Source organism: Salinactinospora qingdaonensis (genome assembly GCF_039539445.1).
In the GTDB taxonomy this organism is placed as follows: Bacteria; Actinomycetota; Actinomycetes; order Streptosporangiales; family Streptosporangiaceae; genus Salinactinospora; species Salinactinospora qingdaonensis.
Map to the genome: position 1 here is coordinate 37,626 of NZ_BAABDD010000014.1, position 25,881 is coordinate 63,506.

At 68.2% G+C, this 25,881-nt stretch carries 25 protein-coding genes and 1 tRNA gene; 11 read left to right on the forward strand and 15 right to left on the reverse strand.

All coding sequences use genetic code 11. The features are described from left to right. Window positions 1-6: 6 nt before the first annotated feature. The 4 genes from mmsB to ABD848_RS15380 all read left to right on the forward strand — a co-directional run bounded on the left by mmsB (window position 7) and on the right by ABD848_RS15380 (window position 6,069). Window positions 7-1,293 (forward strand): multiple monosaccharide ABC transporter permease, encoded by a 1,287-nt coding sequence (gene mmsB, locus ABD848_RS15365; RefSeq protein WP_344972406.1) that lies wholly within the window; start codon window positions 7-9, stop codon window positions 1,291-1,293. A gap of 114 nt (window positions 1,294-1,407) precedes the next feature. Continuing rightward, window positions 1,408-3,279 (forward strand): DNA primase, encoded by a 1,872-nt coding sequence (gene dnaG, locus ABD848_RS15370; RefSeq protein WP_344972408.1) that lies wholly within the window; start codon window positions 1,408-1,410, stop codon window positions 3,277-3,279. Window positions 3,280-3,317: 38 nt separating this feature from the next. After that, the gene (rpoD, locus tag ABD848_RS15375) at window positions 3,318-4,529 is read left to right on the forward strand and encodes an RNA polymerase sigma factor RpoD (RefSeq protein ID WP_344972410.1); all 1,212 of its coding nucleotides are present in this window, start codon (window positions 3,318-3,320) and stop codon (window positions 4,527-4,529) included. A gap of 145 nt (window positions 4,530-4,674) precedes the next feature. Beyond that, window positions 4,675-6,069, forward strand: coding sequence for a glycoside hydrolase family 18 protein (locus ABD848_RS15380; RefSeq protein ID WP_344972412.1), 1,395 nt, complete (start codon window positions 4,675-4,677; stop codon window positions 6,067-6,069). Between the two features lie 39 nt (window positions 6,070-6,108). Here the strand turns inward: ABD848_RS15380 and ABD848_RS15385 are convergent, their stop codons facing one another. The 3 genes from ABD848_RS15385 to ABD848_RS15395 all read right to left on the reverse strand — a co-directional run bounded on the left by ABD848_RS15385 (window position 6,109) and on the right by ABD848_RS15395 (window position 7,610). Beyond that, the gene (locus ABD848_RS15385; RefSeq protein ID WP_344972414.1) at window positions 6,109-6,573 is read right to left on the reverse strand and encodes a pyridoxamine 5'-phosphate oxidase family protein; all 465 of its coding nucleotides are present in this window, start codon (window positions 6,571-6,573) and stop codon (window positions 6,109-6,111) included. A gap of 221 nt (window positions 6,574-6,794) precedes the next feature. Next, window positions 6,795-7,295, reverse strand: a complete 501-nt coding sequence (locus ABD848_RS15390) for a hypothetical protein (protein ID WP_344972416.1) — start codon at window positions 7,293-7,295, stop codon at window positions 6,795-6,797. 9 nt (window positions 7,296-7,304) lie between these two features. Continuing rightward, window positions 7,305-7,610, reverse strand: coding sequence for a hypothetical protein (locus ABD848_RS15395; RefSeq protein ID WP_344972418.1), 306 nt, complete (start codon window positions 7,608-7,610; stop codon window positions 7,305-7,307). Between the two features lie 192 nt (window positions 7,611-7,802). On the opposite strand from ABD848_RS15395, the gene ABD848_RS15400 reads away from it, so the two are divergent. The 4 genes from ABD848_RS15400 to ABD848_RS15415 all read left to right on the forward strand — a co-directional run bounded on the left by ABD848_RS15400 (window position 7,803) and on the right by ABD848_RS15415 (window position 10,247). Continuing rightward, a tRNA-Asn gene (locus tag ABD848_RS15400) sits at window positions 7,803-7,875 on the forward strand. Between the two features lie 218 nt (window positions 7,876-8,093). Beyond that, on the forward strand, window positions 8,094-9,539 hold the full coding sequence (locus ABD848_RS15405; RefSeq protein ID WP_344972420.1) for an AAA family ATPase: 1,446 nt from the start codon (window positions 8,094-8,096) through the stop codon (window positions 9,537-9,539). A 202-nt stretch (window positions 9,540-9,741) separates the two neighbouring features. Beyond that, the gene (locus ABD848_RS15410; protein WP_344972422.1) at window positions 9,742-9,981 is read left to right on the forward strand and encodes a ribbon-helix-helix domain-containing protein; all 240 of its coding nucleotides are present in this window, start codon (window positions 9,742-9,744) and stop codon (window positions 9,979-9,981) included. Further along, complete coding sequence (locus ABD848_RS15415) at window positions 9,978-10,247, forward strand: PIN domain-containing protein (protein WP_344972424.1); 270 nt, start codon at window positions 9,978-9,980, stop codon at window positions 10,245-10,247. Before ABD848_RS15410 ends, ABD848_RS15415 begins: the two co-directional genes overlap by 4 nt. 341 nt (window positions 10,248-10,588) lie before the next feature. On the opposite strand, the gene ABD848_RS15420 is transcribed toward ABD848_RS15415, so the two are convergent. Further along, the gene (locus tag ABD848_RS15420) at window positions 10,589-11,041 is read right to left on the reverse strand and encodes an Lrp/AsnC family transcriptional regulator (protein ID WP_344972426.1); all 453 of its coding nucleotides are present in this window, start codon (window positions 11,039-11,041) and stop codon (window positions 10,589-10,591) included. Window positions 11,042-11,192: 151 nt separating this feature from the next. Here ABD848_RS15420 and ABD848_RS15425 point away from each other — a divergent pair, with 151 nt between their 5' ends. Further along, window positions 11,193-12,137, forward strand: coding sequence for a DMT family transporter (locus tag ABD848_RS15425; protein ID WP_344972428.1), 945 nt, complete (start codon window positions 11,193-11,195; stop codon window positions 12,135-12,137). A 553-nt stretch (window positions 12,138-12,690) separates the two neighbouring features. On the opposite strand, the gene ABD848_RS15430 is transcribed toward ABD848_RS15425, so the two are convergent. Then, window positions 12,691-13,125: a hypothetical protein gene (locus tag ABD848_RS15430; RefSeq protein ID WP_344972430.1), complete on the reverse strand. Its 435-nt coding sequence runs from the start codon at window positions 13,123-13,125 to the stop codon at window positions 12,691-12,693. A 332-nt stretch (window positions 13,126-13,457) separates the two neighbouring features. On the opposite strand from ABD848_RS15430, the gene ABD848_RS15435 reads away from it, so the two are divergent. Next, window positions 13,458-14,693, forward strand: coding sequence for a PP2C family protein-serine/threonine phosphatase (locus ABD848_RS15435; protein ID WP_344972432.1), 1,236 nt, complete (start codon window positions 13,458-13,460; stop codon window positions 14,691-14,693). 85 nt (window positions 14,694-14,778) lie between these two features. On the opposite strand, the gene ABD848_RS15440 is transcribed toward ABD848_RS15435, so the two are convergent. From ABD848_RS15440 to ABD848_RS15485, 10 genes are all read right to left on the reverse strand, one after another. After that, on the reverse strand, window positions 14,779-15,954 hold the full coding sequence (locus ABD848_RS15440) for a 4-hydroxybenzoate 3-monooxygenase (protein ID WP_344972434.1): 1,176 nt from the start codon (window positions 15,952-15,954) through the stop codon (window positions 14,779-14,781). Between the two features lie 213 nt (window positions 15,955-16,167). Beyond that, a complete protein-coding gene (gene pcaC, locus ABD848_RS15445; RefSeq protein WP_344972437.1) occupies window positions 16,168-16,614 on the reverse strand; it encodes a 4-carboxymuconolactone decarboxylase in 447 nt (148 codons plus the stop codon). A 46-nt stretch (window positions 16,615-16,660) separates the two neighbouring features. Then, window positions 16,661-17,428: a 3-oxoadipate enol-lactonase gene (gene pcaD / locus ABD848_RS15450; RefSeq protein ID WP_344972441.1), complete on the reverse strand. Its 768-nt coding sequence runs from the start codon at window positions 17,426-17,428 to the stop codon at window positions 16,661-16,663. A gap of 112 nt (window positions 17,429-17,540) precedes the next feature. Next, window positions 17,541-18,962: a 3-carboxy-cis,cis-muconate cycloisomerase gene (gene pcaB, locus ABD848_RS15455; protein WP_344972443.1), complete on the reverse strand. Its 1,422-nt coding sequence runs from the start codon at window positions 18,960-18,962 to the stop codon at window positions 17,541-17,543. Between the two features lie 157 nt (window positions 18,963-19,119). Further along, window positions 19,120-19,677: a protocatechuate 3,4-dioxygenase subunit alpha gene (pcaG, locus tag ABD848_RS15460; protein WP_344972447.1), complete on the reverse strand. Its 558-nt coding sequence runs from the start codon at window positions 19,675-19,677 to the stop codon at window positions 19,120-19,122. Then, a complete protein-coding gene (pcaH, locus tag ABD848_RS15465) occupies window positions 19,677-20,441 on the reverse strand; it encodes a protocatechuate 3,4-dioxygenase subunit beta (protein ID WP_344972449.1) in 765 nt (254 codons plus the stop codon). Before pcaH ends, pcaG begins: the two co-directional genes overlap by 1 nt. Before the next feature lie 32 nt (window positions 20,442-20,473). Continuing rightward, a complete protein-coding gene (locus ABD848_RS15470; protein ID WP_344972451.1) occupies window positions 20,474-21,649 on the reverse strand; it encodes a thiolase family protein in 1,176 nt (391 codons plus the stop codon). Between the two features lie 179 nt (window positions 21,650-21,828). Continuing rightward, entirely contained in the window at window positions 21,829-22,590 is a 762-nt protein-coding gene (locus ABD848_RS15475) for a CoA-transferase subunit beta (protein ID WP_344972453.1), read from the reverse strand. 5 nt (window positions 22,591-22,595) lie between these two features. Further along, a complete protein-coding gene (locus tag ABD848_RS15480) occupies window positions 22,596-23,426 on the reverse strand; it encodes a CoA transferase subunit A (protein ID WP_344972579.1) in 831 nt (276 codons plus the stop codon). Window positions 23,427-23,602: 176 nt separating this feature from the next. Continuing rightward, on the reverse strand, window positions 23,603-24,382 hold the full coding sequence (locus ABD848_RS15485) for an IclR family transcriptional regulator domain-containing protein (RefSeq protein WP_344972581.1): 780 nt from the start codon (window positions 24,380-24,382) through the stop codon (window positions 23,603-23,605). A gap of 518 nt (window positions 24,383-24,900) precedes the next feature. Here ABD848_RS15485 and ABD848_RS15490 point away from each other — a divergent pair. Beyond that, the gene (locus tag ABD848_RS15490; RefSeq protein ID WP_344972456.1) at window positions 24,901-25,878 is read left to right on the forward strand and encodes an ABC transporter substrate-binding protein; all 978 of its coding nucleotides are present in this window, start codon (window positions 24,901-24,903) and stop codon (window positions 25,876-25,878) included. Window positions 25,879-25,881 lie beyond the last annotated feature (3 nt).

The following is a 25,881-nucleotide window of genomic DNA, read 5'->3' on the forward strand; positions in this document are numbered from 1 at the left end:
GGCCCCATGACTGCCCTGCGTGACCTGCTGAGAAATAACGCCAGACAGTACGGGATGGTGATGGCCCTCGCGATCATCGTCATCCTGTTCGAGATCCTCACCGGCGGTCTGCTGTTGCAGCCGCTCAACATCACCAACCTCATCCTGCAAAACAGCTACATCCTGATCTTGGCGATCGGGATGATGCTGGTGATCATCACCGGCCACATCGACCTGTCGGTGGGCTCGGTCGTCGCCTTCGTGGGCGCGGTGTCGGCGGTGATGCTCACCTCCTGGGGACTGCCCACGCCGGTGGTCGTAGTGCTGGCCCTGGGACTGGGCGCCCTCATCGGCGCCTGGCAGGGCTTTTGGATCGCCTACGTGCGCATCCCCGCGTTCATCGTGACGCTGGCCGGCATGCTGGTGTTCCGCGGCGCCACCATGATCGTGCTGGGCGGGGAGTCCATCGGTCCGCTGCCCGACGGGCTGCGCGCCATCGGCACCGGCTACCTGCCCGACCTCACCAACGCTTCCGTCCACGTGCTCACACTGGTGATGGGCATCGCCGCCTCGGCGGCCATCGTCTGGAGCCAGTGGCGTTCGCGCGCCCGCGGCCTGCGCTACGGGCTGCCGGTCAGCTCGTTCAACCTGTTCATCACCAAGGTGGTGGCCACCGCGGTCGTGGTCAACGTCTTCACTCTCGTTTTGGCGCTGTACAACGGCATCCCCATCATCGGGGTGCTGCTTATCGGGCTCATCGTGGTGTTCTCCTTCACGATGAACTCCACCACGGCGGGCCGCCACGTCTACGCGGTCGGCGGCAACGAGAAGGCCGCGATGCTGTCGGGCGTCAAGACCAAGCGCACGACCTTCTGGGTTTTTGTGTCCATGGGCTCCCTGTCGGCCCTGGCGGGTCTCGTCTTCATGGCTCGGCTCAACGCGGCCACCCCCAAGGCCGGCACCATGTTCGAGCTCGACGCGATCGCCGCGGCCTTCATCGGCGGGGCCTCGGCCACCGGCGGCGTGGGCACCGTCATCGGCGCCGTCGTGGGAGCGTTCGTCATGGGCGTGATGAACAACGGCATGTCGCTCATCGGCCTGGGCGTGGATTGGCAACAGACCATCAAAGGGCTGGTGCTGCTCGCCGCGGTGGCCTTCGACATCTACAACAAGAACCGCATCGGCGCGGGACGGCCCCTCATCGGGCTGCGCCGCACCGGCACCCCGCCGCCCGAACCCACCGGAACGCCGGCCACATCCGACACCGACGACACCGACCACCCCGAACTGGCGACCCCTCCATCTCGCCAGTGACCTCCCCTCGGTGCCCGTGCCCGCTTCCCTTCCCCTCCCGGCGGGCACGGGCACCATCCACACCATTGCCCGCCGCGCCCCAACCGGCTCCAGTGCGGCGTAGGGTAAGTGACCGTGGCAGGCCGGATTCGAGACGAAGACATCGCACTGGTACGCGAGCGCTCCCCCATCGCCGACGTGGTGGGGGAGTACCTCCAACTGCGCAACGCCGGCGGTGGCTCTCTGAAAGGGCTGTGCCCCTTCCACGACGAGAAGTCGCCGTCGTTCAACGTCACCCCCAGCCGTGGCCTCTTCTACTGCTTTGGCTGCGCTGAGGGCGGCGACGTCATCGCCTTCGTGCAAAAGATCGAGCACCTCAGCTTCGTCGAGGCCATCGAGACGTTGGCGGGGCGCGCCGGCATCCAATTGCGCTACGAGCAGGGCGGCTATGTGCCGCGCAACGAGCAGGGCCAGCGTCAGCGTCTGGTCGAGGCCCACCGGGTGGCTGCGCAGTTCTACGCCGAATACCTGCTGGCCCCGCCCGCCCAAGAGGCGCGCCGGTTCCTCAGCGAACGCGGCTTCACCCGCGCTGACGCCGAGTACTTCGGGGTCGGCTGCGCACCGCCAGGTTGGGAACCGCTCACCACCCACCTGCGCCAGAAGGGCTTCACCGACGAGGAGATCATCCTCGCGGGGCTAGCCAGCCAAGGCCGGCGCGGCCCCTACGACAAGTTCCGCAACCGGCTCATGTGGCCGGTACGCGAAGTCACCGGCGAGATCGTAGGCTTCGGTGCGCGCAAGCTCGACCCCGACGGCGACGGCCCCAAGTACCTCAACACCCAAGAAACCCCCATCTTCAAAAAGGGCCACCTGCTCTACGGTCTCGACCTGGCCAAGCGCGACATCGCCCGCGACCGCCAAGCGGTCGTGGTCGAGGGCTACACCGACGTCATGGCCTGTCACCTGGCCGGTGTCACCACAGCCGTAGCCACTTGTGGCACCTCGTTCGGTTCCGACCACCTCAAGATCCTGCGTCGCATGCTGCTGGGCCGTTCGGAGTTCGGTGGCGCAGTGGTGTTCACCTTCGACGGCGACAACGCCGGCCGTAAAGCCGCCATCCGCGCCTTTGCCGAGGAGCACGGGTTCGCCGCCGAAACGTTCGTCGCCGTCCAGCCCGATGGGCTCGACCCGTGCGACCTGCGCGTGCAGCAGGGTGACGGTGCGGTGCGCGAACTGGTCGAGGCCCGTAAACCCCTCTACGAGTTCATGATCCGCAACGTCATCGAAGGCCACGACCTCGACACCCCCGAAGGCCGCATGGCCGCCCTCGACAGCGCGGCCCCCATCGTCGCCAGCATCCGCAACGCTGGCGTGCGCAAACTCTACGGGGTGAGCCTGGACCGCTGGCTGGGCATCATGGACGAGGACTTCGTGCTGCGCCGCGTCAACCGCATCGCCGCCGGCGGTCGCGGACGCGACCAGGGCCAGCGCTCCGAGCCCGCGCAGCGCTCCGAGGAGAGCCCCTCTTACGACCTAGCCGACCCGGCCGTGCGGCGCGAGCGGCAAGCCCTCAAGATCGCGGTGCAGTACCCGACCTTGGCCGCCGACTTCGACGCGCTCGACGCCGACGCCTTCGCTGTCGTCCAGCACCGCGCCATCCACGAACTGATCATGGCCCAAGGCGGGGTCGGTCCGGTCACCGACGCCCAACGGTGGGCGGCTACGCTGCGTGAGGCCGCACCCAACGACGCCCAGCGCGACTTCGTCACCCGGCTAGCGGTGGAACCCGTCGAGGTCTATGGCGAACTCGACGAGCACTATGCAAAAGAAATTCTAAGCACAATTAAAATTCATTCCATCAATCGCCAGGTCGCAAACCTCAAGTCACGCCTCGGCCGGCTCGATCCAGTCGCCCAAGCCGACGAATATCAACGTGTATTTGCCGATCTCATGGCTGTTGAGCAGCAAAAACGCTTGATGAGAGAGCGGGCCTCAGGTAGTACCTAACACAACAGTGACAAAAATAGATCTCTCTGTAGTGCTGTATGAGCGGGCACACTGTAATCGTGGCTGTTTCGGCACTGTCCAGCGAGATACCACCGGTACGGCAGGTGGTGGATTCCATTGCGGGTGCCCGCGCCGGTGGTCCGATCACTGTCGGCGACGTCGCCGCTGTCCTCGAACGGCTGGAAGCTCCGGCCGAGGCGTTGGACGATGTCCTGCGTGACTTAGCCCGACAGGGGATCGACGTGCTCGATCCCACGCTCGACGACGTCGAGACCTTGGAGCCTGAGCCGCAGGCTCCCGCCGGCGACCTCGTCCGGGTCTACCTGCGCGAGATCGGCCGTGTCGCGCTGTTGACGGCAGCAGAGGAAGTGGAGCTCGCCAAGACGATCGAGGTGGGTCTCTACGCGCGACACAAGCTGTGTCACGCGCAGCGCCCGGACGCGCCCCCGCCCTCGGTGCCGCCGCTGCCCACCGACGCCGCTGAGCGCGTCCAGCTCCTCGACGACCTGCAATACCTGGCCGAAGAAGGCGAGCGGGCCAAGGAACGCCTGACTGAGGCCAATCTGCGCCTCGTCGTCTCCGTCGCCAAGCGCTACACCGGGCGCGGCATGCTCTTCCTCGATCTCATCCAGGAGGGCAACCTCGGGCTGATCCGTGCGGTGGAGAAGTTCGACTACACCAAGGGCTACAAGTTCTCCACCTACGCCACGTGGTGGATTCGCCAGGCCATCACCCGCGCCATCGCCGACCAGGCGCGCACCATCCGCATCCCGGTGCACATGGTCGAGACCATCAACAAGGTCATGCGGGTGCGTCGGCGGATGCACCAAGAGCTGGGGCGTGACCCCACTCCCGAGGAACTGTCGCGCGAAACCGGCCTTGACCAGGAGCGTGTCCAGGAGGTCCAGCGCTTCGCCCAGGAACCGGTGTCGCTGCACACCCCCGTCGGTGAGGAGGAATCCGATTTCGGGGATCTCATCGAGGACTCTGACGCCGTCGTGCCGGTGGAGGCCGCTTCCTTCCTCATGCTGCAAGAGCAGCTTGGCGGGCTGCTCGACGCGCTCCCCGAACGCGAGCAGCGCATTATCCGCCTCAGATTCGGCCTGGCTGACGGCCATCCCCACACTCTGGAGGAAGTCGGGCAGGAGTTCGGCGTCACCCGCGAGCGCATTCGCCAGATCGAAGCCAAGACGCTGGCCAAACTGCGCCACCCGTCGCGGGTACGGCGTCTGGGTGACTATCTAGAGTAACCTTGCCGCTGCGACACGCATCGGGCTGGGTGATCAACGCTCCGGGCAGCTCTCAAGTTCCGGAACGACCGATATCGGCCTTTCTGGCCAGGAGGGTCCCAAATAGGGTGTGCTGCCTGGTGTGGCCCGGCTACTTTGCTAGGTGATGTCAACCCACCAGCGCAGCCGGGGGGCCTTCGGCGGCTCCCGGCCCACGAACGCACTCCTGGGCATCGTTGTGGCCGTGACCCTCGGTGCCGTGTTCTTCAGCGCGTTCATGGTGATTATCGACGGTACGGCGCCGTGGCAGGAGTCACCGCGTCGCCGTGTCGCCTACTTCGCCGACTGGAACACCGCCAACCGCGACTACACCATCAACGACGTCGACGACTCCGGCGCCGCCGCCGACCTGACCCACCTCATGTGGGCCTTCGGCGACGTCAGCGAGAACGGTCGCTGCCACATCCCACCTCCCTCCGAGGCCTCCCAGGCGTGGCAGATCTACCAGCGCCGCTACGATGCCGCCAACAGCGTCGACGGCAGGGCCGACGAGTACACCCAGCCCCTGGCCGGCAGCCTCAACCAGCTTCGCAAGCTCAAGAGCAAACACCCCCACCTCAGGACCAGCATCTCCCTGGGCGGATGGAACTGGTCGACCCACTTCTCCACCGCCGCCCGCACCGAGGAGTCGCGCCGCGCGTTCGTCAGTTCCTGCGTCGACCTGTGGCTCCGCGGTGACCTTCCCCGCACCGACGCCGAGCCCCAAGGCGGCGACGGCGTGGCAGCGGGGATCTTCGACGGCATCGACCTCGACTGGGAGTGGCCCGGCGGCGGAGGCCGCGCCGACAACATCACCAGCCCTGACGACAAGCGCAACTTCACGCTGTTGGTCGAGGAGTTCCGGCGCCAACTCGACGAGCTGGAGAACGAGACCGACCGCAAGTACGAGCTGACGGTGTCGGTGTCGCACGAGGAGCAGGTGATGCGCGACAGCTACGAGCCCCAGATCTTCGACATCGCCGACTTCGTCACCGTCCAGGGCTACGACTTCACCGGCGCCTGGAGCGACGTCACCAGCCCGCACTCGCAGCTCTACGCGCCTGAGGACGCCCCCAGCGGCCCGCCGAGCAAGAGCGTCCACCAGACGGTGCGTCGGTACCTGGAGTACGGGCTGCCCGCCCACAAGCTCGTGGTGGGCTTTCCCGGTTTCGGCCGCGGCTGGGCCGGCGTCGACCCGCAGGGCTTTGGCCGCTACGCCTCGGCTGAGGGCGGGGCTGAGGGCGGCTACGGCGACACCACCGACGCCTACGTTGTGCTCGACCGCGAGCAGGAGGGACACCGCTTCCTAGACCCCGTCAACGGCTCGTACTGGATCTACGACGGCGACGAGTGGTGGTCCTACGACACTCCCCGGATCGTGCGGATGAAGGGGCGCTACGTCGTCGAGAACAACCTCGGCGGGCTGATGATGTGGAACCTCGACATGGACCCCCAAGCCCAGTTGGTCGCGGCCATGGCCGACTCGCTGCGCCCCAAGGAGGAGGAACAGCAGGGAGACTGAGCCTCTCCTCCCGGGGCGCGGATACCCCGGGCGCGCGGGTCAGGTCCGCTCGGTGCGGCGCACCTCCTGGCCCGGGCGCCAGTGCTCGATCACGAGCCGATCGTTGGCCACCCTGGTCAGCACTACGTCACCGATGAGCATTCGGAACAGGTGGAACGGCCCCGCCGGCTGCCCGGGCTCGCGGGCGGCCTCCAGGGCCGCTTCGTCGGTGACCTCCACGGCCCGCCCCGAGATCTTGGCGTCGCCCTCGCTCATGTCGGCGTCACCGGGGTTGGCGTGCAGCGCGTAGCGACCGTCGCGCTGGAGGTCGTGTGCCTTCACCGCCTCGGGCATGGAGCCGATGGTCAGGTCGGCGCCCTTGAAGGTGACCTCGGTGCCGCTGACCCGCGGCGAGCCGTCTTTACGTAGCGTGGCGAGCACGTGGTGGGTGTGGGCCTCGAAGCGCGCCCGTACGGCCGCGGCGAGGTCGGGCGCCGCAGCGGCGAATGTCTCCCATGTCGTCATAGCCCCCAGTATTGGTGCCACCCCTGACGGTTCCCGCCACGGACCGCCGCACCAGGAGGCTTAATTCCGGCCGCGCCGTCACGCGCGGCGGCCGTTCGTCCCTGCCGCGACGTTTTCGCAGGAGCGCACCGGGGGCGGCGGCCGTCGCCCTCCAGCGGCGGGTGTGGGGGCGTGGCGGCCGGTAGCCCGGTCGGGGCCGTGATGAGCGGCGGTTGCGGCGGTCACACGCCGGTCTGTTCGCGCAGCAGAGCCAGCCAGCGCTGCGCGTGGTCACGCACGGCCGGGTCGGCGGGGTCGACGCCGTCGTCGTAGCGTACCCGCCAGGTGACCTCGTCGCCGCCGGGCGGGCGGCGCGCTATGAGACGCAAGCCCTTGGTGCCCTCCGCGTCCTCGGTGAGCGTCACGTAGTGGCTTACCAGGATGGTGGCGTTGACCCGGTCGAACACGGCCTCGGCCAGCGGGCCCGGTGCGGCCAGGGCGATGAGGTGCTTGGTGCCGTCGGCTTCGACGAGGACGAGCCCGTCGCTCTCCCAGCGGGCGCTGTCGATGTCTTCCCACGGTACGGATGCACCGCCGGGCAGGTGCAGGGCGCGCGTGGTGGCCACGGCCGTGCCCTCCTCGGCCGGTGCGTGGGCCAACACGCGCTCGCCCGGCGCGGTGTGCAGCCGCGCCTTGACCTCCTGGGGCAGGCGGTTGCGGCGCGGCCATCGCAGGCGTGCCACGGCTGCTGGTCAGCGCTCCTGCTCGTCGAGGGAATGGCCGTCGACCTGGTCGAGCACGACGTTCTCCTCAGCGGTGGGGCGGGCCAGGAAGTCCCGCATTGACGACACGGGCAGCCGTTCGGTGGTCTTGTCGTAGATCGTGCTGCCCGCGTTGTTGAGCCGGTCGCCGACCACGTGGGCGGTTTCGCGTACCCGCGGATTCTCGGCGATCCGGCGGACGGTGCGGGAGAGTTGTTCGTAGCGGTTACGGCCTGCTCGGGTGCCGAGGACGTAGCCGACGGCCAGACCGGCGGCGAATGTGATCCGGTGGCGCATGCGTTCCTCCCGGCGTCATAGGGGCGCGTGAATCCAAGGTCCTATGAGAAGCACGTTACCCCGCAACCAGGGCGGAGAAGCCGTTTCACTCGGGGCACGGCGCAAAGCCTGTCACGAGCACTCCGTCACGTACGCTACTCTAGAGGACGTCGCCGCGGAGCCCGGCCCCCAACCGGCCCTCCCGGAACGCGATCCCGCGTAGCTCAATCGGCAGAGCAGCCGGCTGTTAACCGGCAGGCTACTGGTTCGAATCCAGTCGCGGGAGCTCCCTTAGCCAGGCCATTTTGGCCTGGCTTTTTGTATGTCATGGCGGCGCCAACTTGCAGGGGCGCCGCGCAAGGTTTTCGGGTCGTGACCTCCCTCGGCGTTCGGCCAGGCATAGGGGCAGGTCACTGTTCGAGTCATGGCGGCCCTAGAACCCTCAGATTTTAACTATGTATATAGTATCTACGTAGATACTATATACGTAGTTGGAGGGTTGGGATGGTGGACTTCGTCGGACGCACCGTCGAGCTTGGGCTTCTGCGTCACCGCCTGAATCGGGTCTCGCGGACCGGAACCGGGATCGCCCTGGCCCTGCGCGGGCGCCGGCAGGTCGGCAAGTCACGCCTTGTCCAGGAGTTCTGCGACCGAGCGGAGGCGCCCTACGTGTTCTTCACCGCCGTCAAGGGGGCCTCGACAGTGGAGTTGCTCCAGGAGTTCCTGGGAGCTCTCCGGGACTCCGCCCTCCCCAACGCCGCTGAGCTGCTGCCCGAACAGGCCCCCCGGGGGTGGCCGGACATGTTCCGGGTCATGGCCTCTGTGCTGCCCGATCGTCCCAGCGTCGTGGTGCTCGACGAGCTGCCCTGGCTCGCCGAGCAGGACGACACATTCGACGGCGCGTTGCAGGCCGCGTGGGACCGGCTGCTGCGTGACCGTCCGATCCTGCTGCTACTGCTCGGCAGCGACGTCCACATGATGGAACGGCTCACCTCATACGACCGTCCGTTCTACGGTCGGGCCGACAATCTGGTGCTGGGGCCGCTCAACCCGGCCGAGACCGGACAGGCCCTCGGCCTGGACGCCGTCGACGCCCTCGACGCCCACCTGCTCTGCGGTGGGCTTCCTGGGATTCTGACGCGCTGGCCGTACGGCACACCGGCGTTGGAATTCGCTGAGTCGGAGTGCGACGACCCGGCGGCCCCGATGTTCAGCGTTGCTGAATCCACCCTGATGGCGGAGTTCCCCACCCCGGACCGGACGCGGGCGATCCTGGAGGCAGTGGGGGGCGGAGACCGCACGTATACCAACATCGCTTCCACTGCCGGCGGCAACTCCGAGGTGCTGCCCTCCGGTGTGCTCTCGCCGCTGTTGCGTCGCCTTGTCGAGGACAAGCAGGTGCTCGCCGTCGATCATCCTCTGTCCACCAAACCGGGAAAGCCGGCGCTTTACCGCGTCGCGGACTCCAACCTGCGGTGCTACCTTGCGATGCTACGCACCGCCCACGAGCTGGTCCGCCGCGGGCGCAAGGAGGCCGCAGTCCGCCTGATCCGGCGCCGATGGGATTCCTGGCGTGGCCGGGCCGTGGAACCACTGGTGCGTGAGGCACTGGCCCTCGCCGCTCTGGCCGGAGACCTGCCGTGGGAGGACGTCGAGGCCGTGGGCGGGTGGTGGAACCGCAAATTCGACCCGGAGGTAGACGTAGTGGGCGGCGACCACGCCCCGGTCGCCCGACACATCCGGTTCACCGGCTCTATCAAGTGGCTGGAGTCCGCGTTCGACCACCACGACCTGTCGCGGCTCGACCGTTCCCTCGCCCAGGTTCCAGGGGTCGACCCAGACCGCACGGGCCGGGTCGTGGTGTCGCGTTCCGGTCTAGCCCCCGGCCTCGGTCTGGGCTCGGACGATCTCGTGTGGGGCCCGGAGGATGTCGTCGCCGCGTGGCGGTGAGAACATCCTCTGCCGCTCCTCAGCGTCTGGGGGAACAGGGGCGGAGTCGGCGTATCGAGATCGAGAACCAGAGCTATCATCATGCCCGTGGACGGGGCTGTCGGGACCGCGCCCCGCAGGGCTCCGGGGTGAGCGGTTGCCTCCGCGCGGCGCCGATACGCCAAGCTCAAGCACCCAGGGGTGTATGTGTTTGTATTGGTACATGTCGATGCAGCGGACCAATGTCTACGCAGCCCCCGAGGACCTGGCCCTGATCAAGGAGGCCGCCCGGCGTCCTGGCGTAGCGGAAGCGGAGATCATTCGCGAAGGCCTGCATCTCGCCGCCATGGCGAATCGCGTCTGGGACGCTCCCCTCGACTGGCCGATCTTCGAGGGGAGTGGCGAGCCCGTCACCCGTGACGAGATCACCGAGACTATCGCTGAGGGGCGCCGTGGCGCATGATCGTCATCGCCGACACCTCAGGAGTCATTGCCGCCTCCGATCGCAACGCGCCTGAGGCGGCAGCCTGCCGGTCCGTGCTGGAGAAGGCCGGCATGGTGATCGTTTCCGGGCTGGTTCTGGCGGAACTGGACCACATGGCCAAGGCCCGGTTCGGCTCCGAAGCGCGGAGCCAACTGCTGGGCCACCTCCTCGCCCAAGTGCATTGCATGCGCTTCCAGGTCCCGGAGACGAGAAATGACGTCCTCGATACTGCGCGAGCCGTGTAGCGGCGCTACGCGGCCCTGGAGCTGGATCTCGCCGACGGTGTCAACGTCGCCCTAGCCGCCGAGTATCGGACCGACGCGCTGTTGAGCCTCGACCGGCGCGACTTTCGAAACGTGCGTTCGCTCGCCCTGCGTAAGGCGTTCCGCCTGCTTCCTGACGACCCCACGTGAGCTTTGGGACGGCTCAACGAAAAGCCCGGGACACCTGACAGTGTTACGGGGAGCGCTTCCGGCTCCAACATCACGGTGAACGTGAGCACCCAGCGCATCGATTTGACCATGCCGCTCGAGTCGGGCACTGGCGGTGTTCCCGCCCTGCGCGGGGGCGCCCAGAAGGACGGGGCTCAACCGGGGGTGATGATCGTGCGCCGGTGGTGACCATAGACGACGGAGGTGCGGACATCGGCGAGTTCCTCGCGTTTGGTCAACTCGTCGAGGACCACGGCGTGGAGATGGTCGGTGTCGCGCACCGCCACGTGGAGGAGGAAGTCGTCGCTGCCGGTTAGCACGAACACCGAGATGACCTCGGGCATGCGCTCCACGAACGCTTGAAAGTCCTCGATCACCTTGCGCGTGGGCGGCCGTACCCGCACGGCGATGACGGCCTGGAGCCCGCGTCCCATCGCCGCCAGGTCGACCTCGCCGCGGAAGCCGACCAAGATGCCGCGCTCGCGCAGCGACCGTACCCGCTCCAGGCAGGTGGAGGGCGCCACTCCCAACTCTCTGGCGAGGTCGCGGTTGGTGCGCCGACCATCCTCCTGGAGAAATCGCAGTAGCGCCGCATCTAGTTCGTCCATCGTTCCCACTTTCTCGCTGCTGCCGAATTAAATTCAATTATACGGCTTAATCGCCGTGTGAATGCTAGCTTTTTTTCTCGTGAGGCGTTCAAATGATCGGCCGAATTCGGTGTACGCAGCTCATCGTCCAGCCCTTAGGGGAGTAGTTGCTATGGCAACGCGAAACGAGGTGGACCGTGGCGACGGTGCCGCCCCGGCCACAGCCGCCCAAAGCGGCCGGGGCAGAGCCCTGGCCATCGGCGCCGTCGTGGGCGCGGCGCTGCTGTGGAGCAGTTCCTACGCGGTCACCAAGGAGATACTCGCCGAGGTCGGCCCCCTCACCATCGGCGCGGTGCGCTTCACACTGGCCGCGCTGTTGCTGGCCGTACTAACCGGGGTGCTGGCGCGGCGACGCTCCGTAGAGCGCCCGAACCCGCGCCAGCGCCGGATGATGTGGGTGAGCGGCCTGCTTGGCATCACGGCATACTTCATCTTGGAGAACGTGGGGGTGGAGCTCTCCACCGCCTCCGACGCTTCGCTGATCGTCGCCTCCTACCCGCTCATGACCATGCTCCTTGAGGTGGTCCTGTTTCGCGTGCGCGTTCCGCTGCTGCGGGTGGGTGCGGTCGCTATGGCCATGGCCGGGGTGTACCTGGTCGTGCGCAACGGGGCCGATGTGGGGGGCGACCAGCGCTGGGCCGGTGACATGCTCCTGCTGCTCGGCGGTGTGGTCTGGGCGGTGTACAACATCGTGGCCAAACGCTCGGGCAGCGGGCAGGACCCCCTGAGCTCGACCTACCACCAGATGACCGCGGGCGCGGCGGGGTTCGTGCTCGCCTCGCTGCTGGAAGTCTCCGAATGGTCGGTTCCGAGTCTGGCCAGTTCGGCGATGCTGGTCTACCTGGCCGTCGGCTGCTCGATCGGCGGGTTCCTGCTGTACAACTACGGTCTCAAGGCGTTGAAGCCCTCGGTGGCCGTCAACATCCTCAACCTTGTCCCGGCCTTCGGGGTGCTCGGCGCGGTGGTGATCAACGGCGAGACCGTGCAGTTGGCCCAGCTCGCGGGAGGCGCCGTCATCGTCGCCGGTGTCACGCTCGGTCTGGTCGACCGCCGGTAGCCGTGGCGCAGGAAGCCGTTGTTGTCTCGGAGCTGCGGCAATGGCCGATGTGGTTTCCGCCGGACCACAAAAATCAGTTACAGTCGTCCTGGCGCGTTTGAAGTGACTCGGGAATAAGAAAAGAACGCTGTACAGCTTTTTCTGATTTCCTGCGAATGATCGTTGGCGTTGCCTCGTCTGCGGGGATGACTTCCTTAGCGTCCCTACGTGCTGGCTGTCGTGCCTCCCGCCGGTGTTTTCGAAATCGTACGCCGTATTCCGTTAGGGCGGCACAGCAGCAGCGGCATCACCCAAATACCATCCTCATCCTGGCGGGAGTCGGGGGTGCCGCCGCCATAGTGGCTGCCGTGATCGAACAGGATCGGCCCCGGCGCGAGTGTTCCGCGAAGGTGTGATCCGCGCGCCGGGGTAGCTCTTTTCAATCTGGGGAGGCGAGCAGGAGGGCCACACCGCGGGGCAGGGGAGGCATGGCCCGCATAAGGGCCGTCGGCCGGCCGTCAGGGGAGTAGCGCATCCGTCAACGGGTGAGGGGCCGTTTCGGGGCGGGGAGGCCTTATTCGGGAACCCGTGCGCAGTCGTCGTTGCTGGTGTCGGGGTTGGACTTGGCCGGCTCCTCGGTGAGTTTGTTCTTGGGCACCTCCATGAGCACGTAGACCTCTCCGGAGGCCAGGCAGTTGTCGTGATCCTGCCCGACCTGGATTCCGCCGAGGTCCTCAACGACGAAGACCCCCTCGTTGTTGAGTGTGATCTCGACGGTGAAGTCGCCGCTGCGCTTGTTGCGGTAAGGCGCGTCCATCGGGACCACCCACAGTTTCGAGGGTTTCTGTTCCACAAGAGCCTGATCGCCCTTGTCACCGTGCTCGTCCCAGCCGTCGATGTAGACAGTGGTCCCAGGCGGGATCTGCCGGAGAATACCGTCGTCCCGTGGCGCACACCCCGATGCCACCAACGCCACGAGGACGATCACGGCCAGTAGGGATTTCTTCACGTCATCCTTCTTCCTGCTCGATCACTACACAGCGCCCGTCGGCGACGTGGGTAAAGTAGCACGGATGGTGAGTGTTCCAAGCGCTTATTTTTGTTTTCGCGCTTCGCAATAATTGTTAGCTTTACTGCCTTCTTCGCTGGGGCGATAACGCCTGAAAATGTTTCCTCACGTTCGGTGCGGGCTTGTCGTCCGCGTCCGAACGCGAAGGCGGGTACGCCCTCGTCGGCCGCAGTGGGCAGGGATACGGAAAAACCACGGTCCCTCTCACGCGGCGCATGGCCGCCCTGACCTGCCTCGTTAGCCGGTGCTCCCCGTGTGGCAGGGGAGGGGGTATGGCTGGTCAGTACATGCGACTCAACGAACTCTTGGCCGCCACCGAGGCGGTGCCGCCGGCGGAGGCCGTCACCGTGGTCGTCGAAGACGTGCGGCGACGCTTCGACGCCACCATGGTGTCCTTCCTCATCGCCGACATCTCCGGCGACGCGGTGGTGCGGCTGGCCACGGTCGGCACGCTGCCTCCTGCGCGGAGCGCCGAGCGCATTCAGCTCCCCGGCACCGTCTACGAACAGGTGCTGCGCACCCAGCGCCCCTACGCGGCGGTCGAAGGCTGGGGCGAGCCGCGGCGGGTGATCGTGCCGGTCACCAACCGCGGCGACACCATCGGTCTGCTGGAACTGGCCGCTCCGATCGAGGCCGACGATCCGGCGCTGCACGAGATCGGCCGCGCCGCGCACGGGCTGGCCTACATCATCATCGCCAACCGGCGCTTCACCGATCTCTACCAGTGGGGGCGCCGCACCACCCCGCTTACCCTGCCCGCCGAGATCCAGCACCACTTGTTGCCCTCTGCGCTGTCGTGCGAGGCCGCCCAGTTCACCGTCTCCGGGGCGCTGGAACCCACCTCCAGCATCGGCGGCGACACGTTCGACTACGCCGCCGACCGCCGGATCTTGCACCTGTCGGTCACCGACGCCATGGGCCACGAGGTCGACGCGGCCCTGCTGGCCACGCTGCTCGTGGCCGCGCTCCGGGGCGCGCGCAGGGAAGGCGCCGACCTGGTCGAGCAGGCCCGGCGGGCCGACCGGGCCGTTGCCCGACACGGCAACCAAGGCATGGTCACCGGCCAACTGGTGCAGATCGACCTGTGGGACGGCAGCACCGAACTCGTCAACGCCGGCCATCCGCCGCCCCTGCGGTTACGCGGAGGAGAGGTCGAGCAGCTTGCCCTTGACGCCGACCTGCCCTTCGGCGCCCCGTTCCCGCACTCCTACCACGTGCAGCCGCTGGAGATCCGCCCTGGTGATCGCCTGGTCATGCTCACCGATGGCATGCTGGAGCGCTGCGCCGCCTCCGCCGAGTTGCCGGCCCTGGTCGAACGTACCGCCAACCTCCACCCGCGCGAGGTCAGCTCCGTGCTCGCCTCGACGGTTCTGCGGGCCTGTAACGGCCGTCCCCCAGACGACGCCACGGTGTTGTGCTTGGACTGGTACGGCACCGAGCATCGCGAGCGCGACGCCCAAAACGGCGCCGACCTCACCCAGGCGTCCCCGCCGTTGCCGTGGGAGTGAACGCCCCTGCCTCGCCCGGACGCTAGGAGGGCCGCGTCGAAAACGGCCGGCGTGCCTCAGCGGCGGGCAGGCGCGCCGTGGCGGGTCACACCTGCGGCAGACCGGTGTAGTTCTCGGCCAGTTGGGTGCAGGCGGCGGTGGAGGAGGCCAGGAATTCCAGGTGCGAGAGCTGGAGCCGATGGTCGAACTCGCTGGCCGCCGGGTCGCGGTGCAGCAGCGTCGTCATCCAGTACGAGAAGTGCTCGGCGCGCCAGACACGGCGCAGCGCGTCCTCGGAGTAGCGCTCCAGCGGCCCAGGGTCGCCGGCGTCGGCAGCCACGAGGGCTTTGGCGAGTAGGTTGACGTCGTGCAGCGCCAGGTTGAGTCCCTTGGCGCCGGTCGGCGGCACGATGTGGGCGGCGTCGCCGGCCAGGTAGAGCCGGCCGTGGCTCATGGGTTCGCTGACGAAGCTGCGCATCGGCGTCACACTCTTGTCGGTGATGGGGCCGCGCTTGAGGGTCCAACTACCGTCGCGCAGCGCGAAACGCGCCGACAGCTCGTCCCAGATGCGTTCGTCGGACCACTCCTTGACGTCGGTGTCGACCGGAACCTGCAAGTAGAGCCGGCTGACGTGTTCGGAGCGCATGCTGTGCAGCGCGAATCCACGTTCGCTGTGGGCATAGATCAGCTCGTCGCAGGAGGGGGGCACGTCGGCGAGGATGCCCAGCCAGCCGAACGGGTAGCTCTTCTCGAACACCTGCACCAGCTCGGGCGGCAGTGAGGAGCGCCCGATGCCGTGGAAGCCGTCACAGGCCACGACGAACTCGCACTCCAGCACGTCTTCGACGCCGCCGCGGGTGAAGCGCACCCGCGGCTGGTCGGTTTCGATGCCTTCGATCGCGGTGGCCTCGGCCTCGAAGAGCAGCGTGCCGCCGTCGGTGAGGCGGCGCGCGATGAGGTCTTTGACGATCTCGGTCTGGGCGTAGATCATCACGTCGCGCCCGCCGGTCAGCGCGGGGAAGTCCACACGGTGGCGCTTGCCGTCGTAGCGCAGTTCGATGCCGTGGTGCACGAAGCCTTCGCGGTCCATGCGCTCGCCCACGCCGCTGGAGCGCAGGATCTCGGCCACGCCGTGCTCGACCACGCCGGCGCGCTGGCGGTGCTCACAGTAATCACGGTCACGGCGTTCCAGAACGACGGAGTCGATGCCGTTGAGGTGCAGCAGGTGGGACAGCAGCAGTCCGGCTGGTCCCGCCCCGATGATTCCCACACGGGTACGCATGAGAGTGCTCTCCTTTACGCAGATGCGGCAACTGGTGCTGGCTGAGAACGGCTGGGTGTGGCGTCGCCGTGTCCCAACCGAGGGGGATCACTTCGTGGGAGGGCTCGCCGCTGGTCGCGCCGTCGCCACGGGCAGGCGTTCGTCACGGCAGCGCCACCAGCGGCCAGGGCCTCGCACCTGGCCCGAGGGCGATTGCGGGTGGTGGAGCTCCCCTCAGGCGTCCTCGGCCTGGGCCGGCTCTTCGACCAGGCCTAATTCGGTCAGCACGCTTTGGGCGATCCCGAACGCTTTGTTGGCCGCGGGAACGCCGCAGTAGATGGCGGCTTGGAGGAAGACCTCTTGGATCTGGGCGGCGGTGAGCCCGTTGCCTACCGCCGCTCGCACGTGCATCGCGAGTTCGTCCCAGTGGCCGTGAGCGGTCAGCGCGGTCAGCACCATGCAACTGCGCGTGGCGCGGTCCAGGCCGGGGCGGGCCCAGATTTCTCCCCAAGCGTAGCGGGTGATCAAGTCTTGGAAGGGCTCGGTGAACGCGGTGGTGCGCCGCTGGGCACGGTCCACGTGGGCGTCGCCCAACACCTCCCGGCGCACCCGCATGCCGGTGTCGTGGCGGGCGGGCGCGGTCTCGTCGGTTCCGGCGGTGGCTGGTGTGTCGGTGCTCAACGCGGCCTTTCCCCAATCGGTCGGAGCTTGTGCGTGGCGGTGGTGGTCAGTCGGCGAAGTGCTCGCGCAGGAGTCCGTTGACGAGCGTGGCCTGCTCCCAGTTGGCCAAGTGGGCCGCGCCGGGGATCACCTCCAGTCGCGGCGGCCGGCTGAGGCCGGCGGCGATCGTTTCGGCGTGCTCGGGTGGGGTGGCGAGGTCGTCGGAGCCGGCGATGACCAAGGTTGGTGCGGTGATGGTGGGCAGGTCGTCGCGCAGGTCCATGTGCTCGATGGCCGCGCAACATCCGATGTAGCCTTCGTCTGGGGTGGTGGCGATCATCTCGCGCATCCGCGCCACCGTCTCGGGTTCGCGTTCGAGGTAGTCGGCGGTGAGCCACCGCGCCACGACGGCGTCGGCTACCGCCTCGGTGCCGCCGGCGCGCACGGTTGCCGCGCGTTGCGCCCAGTTCTGCGGTGGCCCCAATAGGGGCGAGGTGCACAGCAGGGCGAGCTTGTCGATGCGTTCGCTGGCGTGGGCGGCCAGCCACATCCCGGTCATGCCGCCGATGGACAGCCCTGCGAAGTGGGCGCGCTCCACCCCTAGCCGGTCCAGCAGTGTCAGCACGTCAGAGCCCAGATCGGCGAGGGAGTAGGGGGCAGGGGGCACCGGCGACTCGCCGTGGCCGCGGATGTCGTAGCGCACCACCTGGAAGTCTCCCGACAGCGCCGCGACTTGGGGCTCCCACATATCCAGGGTGCTGCCCAACGATCCCGACAGCACGATCACCGGGGCTCCGGGCGGGCCGTCGACGATGTGGTGGACCTCGATACTCATCACTTTCCCCTTTGCTTGGGTTGGCTTGGGGCCGTGGCGGGTGGCGCGAGCAGTCCACGGTCAACGGTTATCTCCGCCGCCGGGGACACCGCGTGCGCTGCGGCCATGGCCCTCACCGCGCGGCCTCCCGCCACGGCCCGCCCACGTTGGGCCGGCCGCGCTCGCGGTGGGCGGCCAGCGCCCGGTCAACGAAGACGCCGGCGCTGCCGAGGTAGCCGTCGGGCTCCAACAGCCGGGCGATGTCGTCTCGGGTGCGCTGGCCGGCCAGGCGCCAGGCGAGCGTGTCAGCGAGGTCGTGGCCGGTTTCGGCCGCTTCGGCGCAGGCGGCCTGGACCTGTTCGTGGGCTGTCGCGCGCCCCAGTTGCGGCGCCAGCGCCGTCGTGACCCGCTCGGCCAGCAGCAGCCCGCCGGTGAGGTCGAGGTTGGCGCGCATCCGCTGGGGGGCCACCTGGAGGCGCCGCATCGAGGTCTCCAGCCACGCCACGGCCGATCCGGTGGTGCCCAGCAGGTCGTTGAGCGCCGGCCACTCGCTGTGCCAAGCCCCGGCTGCGCGCTGGTGCTCTTGCACCATCGCTGCCAGGAGCGTGGTGACCTGCCCGGGGGTGCGTTGCGCGCACGCCAGCGCGGCCACTGCCGCCACGGGGTTGCGCTTGTGCGGCAGCGTGGAGGAACCGCCCACCCCGGCGCCGCCGACCTCGCTGACCTCACCCACCTCGGTTTGGGCCAGCAGCGTGATGTCGCGGGCGACCTTGCCGACCGTGCCGCTGAGTTCGCCCAGCGCCCCGGCGAGGTCGGCCACCCGGCCGCGGTCGGTGTGCCAGGGCAGGGTGGGTTCGGCCAGGCCCAGTTCACCGGCGTAGGCGGTGGCCACAGCCGGTCCGGCGTCGCCCAGGGAAGCCAGGGTCCCGGCGGCGCCGCCGAGTTGGGCGGCCAGTCGGTGGCGGGCGACCTCGGCCAGCCGCGCGGCTGCGGTGCCGATCGCGTGCAGCCAGCCGGCGGCCACAGCCCCGAACGTGGTCGGCAGGGCCTGCTGGAGCAGGGTCCGCCCGGCCATGGGGGTGTCGCGGTAGGTGTGGGCGAGCCTGGCCAGTTGGGTGGTCAGCTCCCCGGTCTGGCCCAGGATGGCGGCGCTTGCCCGTCTGCTCACCAGCATCGCCGCGGTGTCCATGATGTCTTGGCTGGTCGCACCCTTGTGGACGTGGCGGGCGGCGTCACCGGCCACCGCCGCGGTCAGTGCTTTGACCAGCGGGATCACGGGGTTACCGCCGCTGGCGGCCAGGGCACCCAACTCGGCGGGGTCGAAGTTGGCCGGCTCGCAGGCCGCGGCGATGGCCTCGGCGTCGTCGACTTCGATGAGCCCTACGGTCGCTTGGGCGCGCGCCAGCGCGGCTTCGGCGTCGGTCAGGGCGCACAGCCAGGCGGCGTCGCTGGTCTCGGCCGTGGCCTGCCCGTTGGCGAAGATTCCGCCGAAGAGGCCGGGTGGTCCCGCGGCGGCGTCGCTGTCGGGGCCTGTCGGGTTTGTTGCCTGGTCCACGTCATGCCTATTCTCTGTCGGGTGCTCACGCGGTCTCCGCCGTACGCGCGGACGCGCCGGATGCGGGGGATTGCTCGGCCGCCTGTGGCGGTCTCCCGTGGTGCCGGCGATCGTAGCGGCGCGGGCCGGCGATGACGATCGTGTCCCCGACGGCGCCTCAGATGTCGAAGAACGCCGTCTCGTTCTCGCCCTGGAGGTAGATGTCGAACTGGTAGCCGTCGCCGGTGGAGTGCGCGATGAGGCTTTGGCGTGGCTGCCCCTCGGGCACACTGGCCAGCACCGGGTCGGCGGCGTTGGCGGCCTCCTCTTCGGGGAAGTAGATGCGGGTGACGACACGGTGCAGCATGCCGCGGGCGAAGACCGAGACATCGATGTGGGGTGCCTGCGGCCCTGCCGGTCCCGGCACCGGCCCCGGTTTGAGGGTGTGGATGGCGTACTGGCCGGTGGCGTCGGTGGGGCAGCGCCCGAAGGCGCGAAACCCCGGGTACGGGACGGCGCCGCGCGGGTCGGCGGGGTGGGCGAACCGGCCGTTGGGGTCGGCCTGCCAGGTCTCGATGAGTCCGTCGGTGACCGGCGCGCCGGCACCGTCGTAGAGCGTGCCGCGCAGCCACAGCCCGCCGGGTGTGCCTTCGGCGGCGGCGAAGGGGCCATCGGCCCAGGGCAGCCCGATGTGCAGGTAGGGGCCGACCGTCTGGGACGGGGTGGTTTCAGGCATCACTCGTCATCCTCTGCCTCGGTGTCTTCAAACGGGGTCTGCTCTTGGCCGCGCAGCACGATGTCCCATTCAAAGGCCAGCGCCCATTCCGGCACGGTGTTGGCGTAGTCGAACCGTGCGACCAGACGTTCGCGCGCCTTAGGGTCGGGGATCGAGTTCCACATGGGGTCTTGGAAGAACAGCGGATCGCCGGGGAAGTACATCTGGCTGACCAACCGCTGAGTGAAGGCGCGCCCGAACAGCGAGAAGTGGATGTGGGCGGGGCGCCAGGCGTTGTCGTGGTTGCGCCATGGGTAGGCGCCGGGCCGGATGGTGATGAACCGGTAGCGCCCCTCGGCGTCGGTGAGGGTGCGGCCGACCCCGGTGAAGTTGGGGTCGAGCGGGCAGGGCCAGTTGTCGCCGGTGTGGCGGTAGCGTCCGCCGGCGTTGGCCTGCCAGATCTCCACCAGCGTGTGGGGGATGGGGGTGCCGTCGCTGTCGCGGACTTGGCCGTGGACGATGATCCGCTGGCCCTGAGGCTCCTCGGCGTGCTGGCGGGTGAGGTCGTGGTCGGTCTCGCCCACCCGATCCTGGCCCAGCACCGGGTTGGTGACCTCGGTGAGCATGTGCGGCAGCAGCGTCAGCGGCCGTTTGGGGTGGCGCAGCGCCGTACTGCGGTAGCCGGGGTAGTCCAGCGGTGGGTGGACCTCGTGGTCACGGATGTAGCCGGGAACGTGCAGCCCGGTTGCCGCACTCGAGGCGGCTGACTGCTCTGATGTGGTCATGTTTCCTCCACGGGTGTGAAACGGTGGCCCGTTCAGGCGTGCAGCACGACGGCGAGTCCCTGTCCCACGCCGATGCAGATGGCGGCCAGCCCCCAGCCGCCGCCGCGACGGCGCAACTCGTGGGCGAGCGCCCCCAGGATGCGCGCCCCGGAGGCTCCCAGCGGGTGGCCGATGGCCAGGGCGCCGCCGTTGGGGTTGACGATCTCGGGATCGAGGTCGGGCCACAGTTTCAGGCAGGCCAGCGATTGGGCGGCGAAGGCTTCGTTGAGTTCCACCACCGACAACTCCGACCAGCCGATACCGGCGCGGCGCAGCGCGGTCTCGGCGGCCTCGACCGGCCCGATGCCGAAACGGTGCGGCTCGACGGCGGCAACGCCGCGGCTGACGATGCGGGCCAAGGGCTCGCTGCCACGAGCCCGCGCGGCGGCCTCGTCACCGATGAGCACGGCGGCGGCCCCGTCGTTGAGGGGGGAGGCGTTACCGGCGGTGATGGTGCCGTCGGCGCGAAACGAGGGTTTGAGTTGGCCGAGTTTGTCCAGCGAGGTCTCGCGGATGCTCTCGTCGCGCTCCAACTCCACGCCGGGCACGGCGGTGGTCTCGTCGGCGAAGACGCCCTTGGCCCAGGCGGTGGCGGCGTTGCTGTGGCTGCGCAGCGCGAACTCGTCCTGCTCGGCGCGGCCGATGCCGTAGAGTTCAGCGACCTGCTCGGTGCTTTCGCCCAGCGACACCGTCCACTCGTCGGGCATCTGGGGGTTGACCATACGCCAGCCCAGGGTGGTCGAGTGCAGCGTCTGGTGGGCGGCGGGGAACCCCTTCTCCGGCTTGGGCAGCACCCAGGGCGCGCGGCTCATCGACTCCACGCCGCCGGCCAGCACGAGGGAGGCGTCACCCACCGCTACCGCGCGGTTGGCGGCGATCGCGGCCTCCAGGCCCGAGCCGCACAGCCGGTTGAGGGTGGCGCCGGGCACCGAGGCGGGCAGCCCGGCCAGCAGCCCGGCCATCCGGGCGACGTTGCGGTTGTCCTCACCGGCGCCGTTGGCGTCTCCGAAGTAAACGTCGTCGATGGTAGCCGGGTCGAGGTTGGGGGAGCGCTCGACGATGGAGCGCACCACGGTCGCGGCGAGGTCGTCGGGGCGCACGCCGGCCAAGGCACCGCCGTACTTGCCGAAGGGTGTGCGAATCGCGTCCAGAATGAACGCATCGGTCATGGTGACTCCCAAGTTGGATACGTCACAGTGGTGTCGAGATTGTTCGGATACCGGTCAGTTATGCCTCTGGGCCGGATTCCCCCGTGAACGCTCCGAGTGCCCTGTTTTTGGGCCCTAAGAGCGAGGCTAGTGCAGCGCCGCCGCGCTGTAACGATCTGGCATCCGGCGGCGGTGGCGGCTCACGCCGGCGAAGCGCCCGTCAGCGAGCGCAGCACCGCCAGCTCCTCGGAGGTGGGCTCGGGGGTCGTGGCCACCTCGGGGGCCACGGCGAGCTCCCAACCGGTCGCGGCGCGCGCGTCGGCGACGTCGACGCCGGGGTGCACGCTGACCAGGGTCAGTTCCGCGGTCTCGGGGTCGGGTTCGAGGACACCAAGATCGGTGATGACGCGCTTGGGGCCGTGCCCGCGCAGCCCCAGCCGTTCGCGGTCGCCCGCGCCCGAGCCGTAGCCCACCGAGGTGACGAAGTCGACCGATTCGACGAAGGCGCGTGTGGACTGGCGCACGATCACGATGACGTCGCGGCAGGAGGCGGCGATCTCGGGGGCGCCGCCCGCGCCGGGCAGTCGCACCTTGGGGTCGGCGTAGTCGCCGATGACGGTGGTGTTGATGTTGGCGTAGCGGTCGATCTGGGCGGCGCCCAGGAAGCCGGTGTCGATACGGCCGGGCTGGAGCCAGTAGTTGAAGATCTCCGGCACCGAGACCACGGTGTCGGCGGTTTCGGCCAGGATTCCGTCACCGATGGACAGCGGCAGGGTGTCGGGTTTGGCGCCCAGGGTGCCCGACTCGTAGATCAGCCACAGGCCGGGGGCATGGGTGCGGCGGGCGAGGTTGGCGGCCGTGCTGGGCAGGCCGATGCCCACGAAGCAGGCCATGTCGTCGGTGAGGGCGCGCGCGGCCGTCACGGTCATGATCTCGTCGGAGGACCAGGTCACTGCCGTCATCGCTATTACTGCCCTTTCCCGTGGGGAGCGGGGGTCGGCCCCGCGAGGACGTGTTCTTCCAGCCACTGGGTGAACGCCTCGCGGTCGCGGCTGATGGCGTCCCATGCCTGGTAGGCGTCGTTATCGCGGCTGTAGTAGCCGTGGGCGTAGGAGGGGTGGGAGCCGCCCGGCGCCTCGGCGACGGCGGTGACCGCGCGGTGGGGCAGGATGACCTGGCCGGGCACTGGTTCGAGTTCGTCGACGACTTCCTCGACGGTGGCCAGCGAGCGCTGCGCGGCGAGCACGGCCTCCTTCTGCACCCCGGTGATGCCCCACATCTGCACGTTGCCCGCCCGGTCGGCGCGCTGGGCGTGCACGATGGTCACGTCGGGGTTGAGGGCGGGAACCGCGGTGAGTTCCTCCCCGGTGAAGGGGCAGGTGACGGTCTTGATGGTGGCGGTGGGGCCGATCAGGTCGGTCCCGGTGTAGCCGCGCAGCACGGCAAAGGGCACGCCGGAGGCGCCGGCGACGTAGCGGTTGGCCATGCCGGCGTGGCTGTGCTCCTCGATCTCCAGCGGTACCGGCCAGCCTGCCTGGATGGCGTCGCGGAAGCGGTGCAGTGAGCCCACTCCGGGGTTGCCGCCCCAGGAAAAGATCAGTTTGCGGGCACATCCGGCGCCGATGAGCTGGTCGTAGACGATATCGGGGGTCATTCGCACGAGGGTGAGGTCGCGGCGTCCCTGGCGGACGATCTCGTGTCCGGCCGCCACGGGGATGAGGTGGGTGAAGCCCTCAAGCGCGACCGTGTCTCCATCGTGGACGAGTTCGCGGATTCCCTCGTCCAGCGGCACGATCATGGGTTTTGCCATCCTGTGTTCGTATAACGAATAAATGTTCTCTAGGCGAACATCATAATGGCGACATTATTCGTGGATGTGACCGGGGTCAAGCCCGGACCGACGTGCCCTCCCCGCGCCCGCTCGCGCTCGTCACCGCGCCTTCGACGGCGCCGCCCCGCTCGTCCCGCTGCCGCTTACACGCGCGTGCTGCCGTTGGCGATCTCCAGATCCGCCTCGATGCGTGCCACCGTGGCCAACAGCGGCGGGAGCAGTTCGCGGCGGATGTCCTCGACCGAGGTGCGGGTGGCGTGGGCCGAGACGTTGGCCGCGGCCACCACGGTGCCCTCCCGGTCGCGGATGGGCGCGGCCACCGAACGCAGGCCCTCTTCCAGTTCCTGGTCCACGATCGCCCACCCCTGGCTGCGGGCGCGGTCGATCTCGGCGCGCAGCAGTTGTGTGGAGGAGACGGTGTAGGGGGTCGCGGTGCGCAACTCCAGTCCCGCCAGGTAGTGCTCCAGCTCCTCGGAGGGCAGCGCCGCCAGCAGCACCCGCCCCATCGAGGTGAGGTAGGCCGGGAACCGAGTCCCCACACTGATCGACACGGCCATGATCCGCGACGTGGGCACGCGCGCCACGTAAACGATGTCGTCACCGTCGATCACCGACACCGACGAGGACTCGCCTACCTCGGCGGCCAGGCGCTCCAGGTGCGGCTGTACCACCTCGGGGAGCTCGGCCGAGGACAGGTAGGCATACCCCAGTTCCAGCACTCGCGGTGTGAGGGCGAACTGTCTGCCGTCGGTGCGCACGTAGCCTAGATCTACCAGCGTCAGCAGGAAGCGCCGCGTCGCCGCGCGGGTCAGTCCCGTACTCCTGGCGACGTCGCTCAGCGTCATCGATGGGGTTTCGGCGGAGAAGGCCCGGATCACCGCAAGGCCTCTTTCCAGCGACTGCACGTAGTGCTCGGCCCGCATTGCCGGCTCTCCGCCGTACTCGGCCGTCGTCAATTCTGGCTCCTTCCCGCCTGACCGAAACCTCGCCTCGTGGCTGGCTGTGCTGCGGTTTCGGCTCTCGTTTCCGCGCTCACCGCGGCGCCTTCCAGGGCCTCCAGCGACGCCGCTTCCAGCGATGTTCTCATAACGCACAAGGCATTGCCTGTATATAGGCCGATCGTCCTTGATGGGCGCTGTGATGTCACTAGTCATCCTGACGTCCCATGACCCGTTGCAGGCCCCCCATGATCCGCTCTGACATGGCGTGGCGCATGATGTGAGAGGCGGGGAAGGATGGAAACCGAACTGTGATCGGTATGGCTTGACGTGGTGAAACTCCTCCCCTACGTTCGCTGAATGAACAAGCGTTCGTAAAACGAACGAGCGGGTCTGCGCGATAGCGATAGCATCCCCGCAGAGGTTGATCAGCCGGCGCCTGTCATCCGCGCCCATCGCCTCGTCCGTTTTTCTCTCAACACCATCCAATTTTGGAGATCCCGATGCGTCGAAAGATCTTCGTTCTGGCCAGTGCGCTCGCACTGCTGGCCACGTCCGCATGCGGCGGAAGCAGCGACAGTGGCGACAGCGGCGGCGACGGCCAGGCGGAGGGCGAGCTCACCGAAGTCACCGTGGGTCTCATCCCCATCGTTGACGTCGCGCCGGTCTACCTCGGCCAAGAGCAGGGCTACTTCGAGGATCACGGGCTCAAGCTCAACATCGAGAACGCCAGCGGCGGCGCCGCCATTGTTCCCGGTGTGGTCAGCGGCAACTTCGAGTTCGGTTTCAGCAACATTACCTCGCTGCTCATCGGCCGACAGGAAGACCTGCCACTGAAGGTCGTCAGCAACGGCGTGACCAGCACCGGCGAGCAGGGCGCCGACTTCGGCGGCATCGTCGTTCCCGAAGGCAGCCCCGTGACCGACGCCTCCGGTCTGGCCGGCAAGAAGGTCGCCGTGAACACGCTGCAAAACATCGGCGACACCACGGTGCGCAACTCGGTGCGCGTGGCCGGCGGCGACCCCGACGAGATCAAGTTCGTCGAGCTGCCCTTCCCCGAGATGCCCGCCGCCCTTGAGAACGGCCAGGTCGACGGCGCGTGGCTGGTCGAGCCCTTCCTCAGCCAGTCGCTCAACAACGGCGCCACCGAGGTCGCCTCCAACTTCGTCGACGCCTCGCCGAGCCTCTCGGTCGCGCAGTACTTCACCTCCGAGCAACTGGCCAACGAGGACCCCGAGCTGGTGGAGTCCTTCCGCACCGCCATGCACGAGTCCATGGCCTACGCTGACGCCAACCCCGAGGACGTGCGGCGCGTTCTGACCAACTACACCGAGATCGACCAGAACCTTATCGAGCAGATCCGGTTGCCCCACTTCCCGCCGGAAGTCAACCGCGAATCGGTGCAAACCATCGCTGATCTCATGGTCGAGGACGGTCTCGTCGACAGCCAGCCCGACCTCGAAGCCCTGTACTACGAGTGAGCA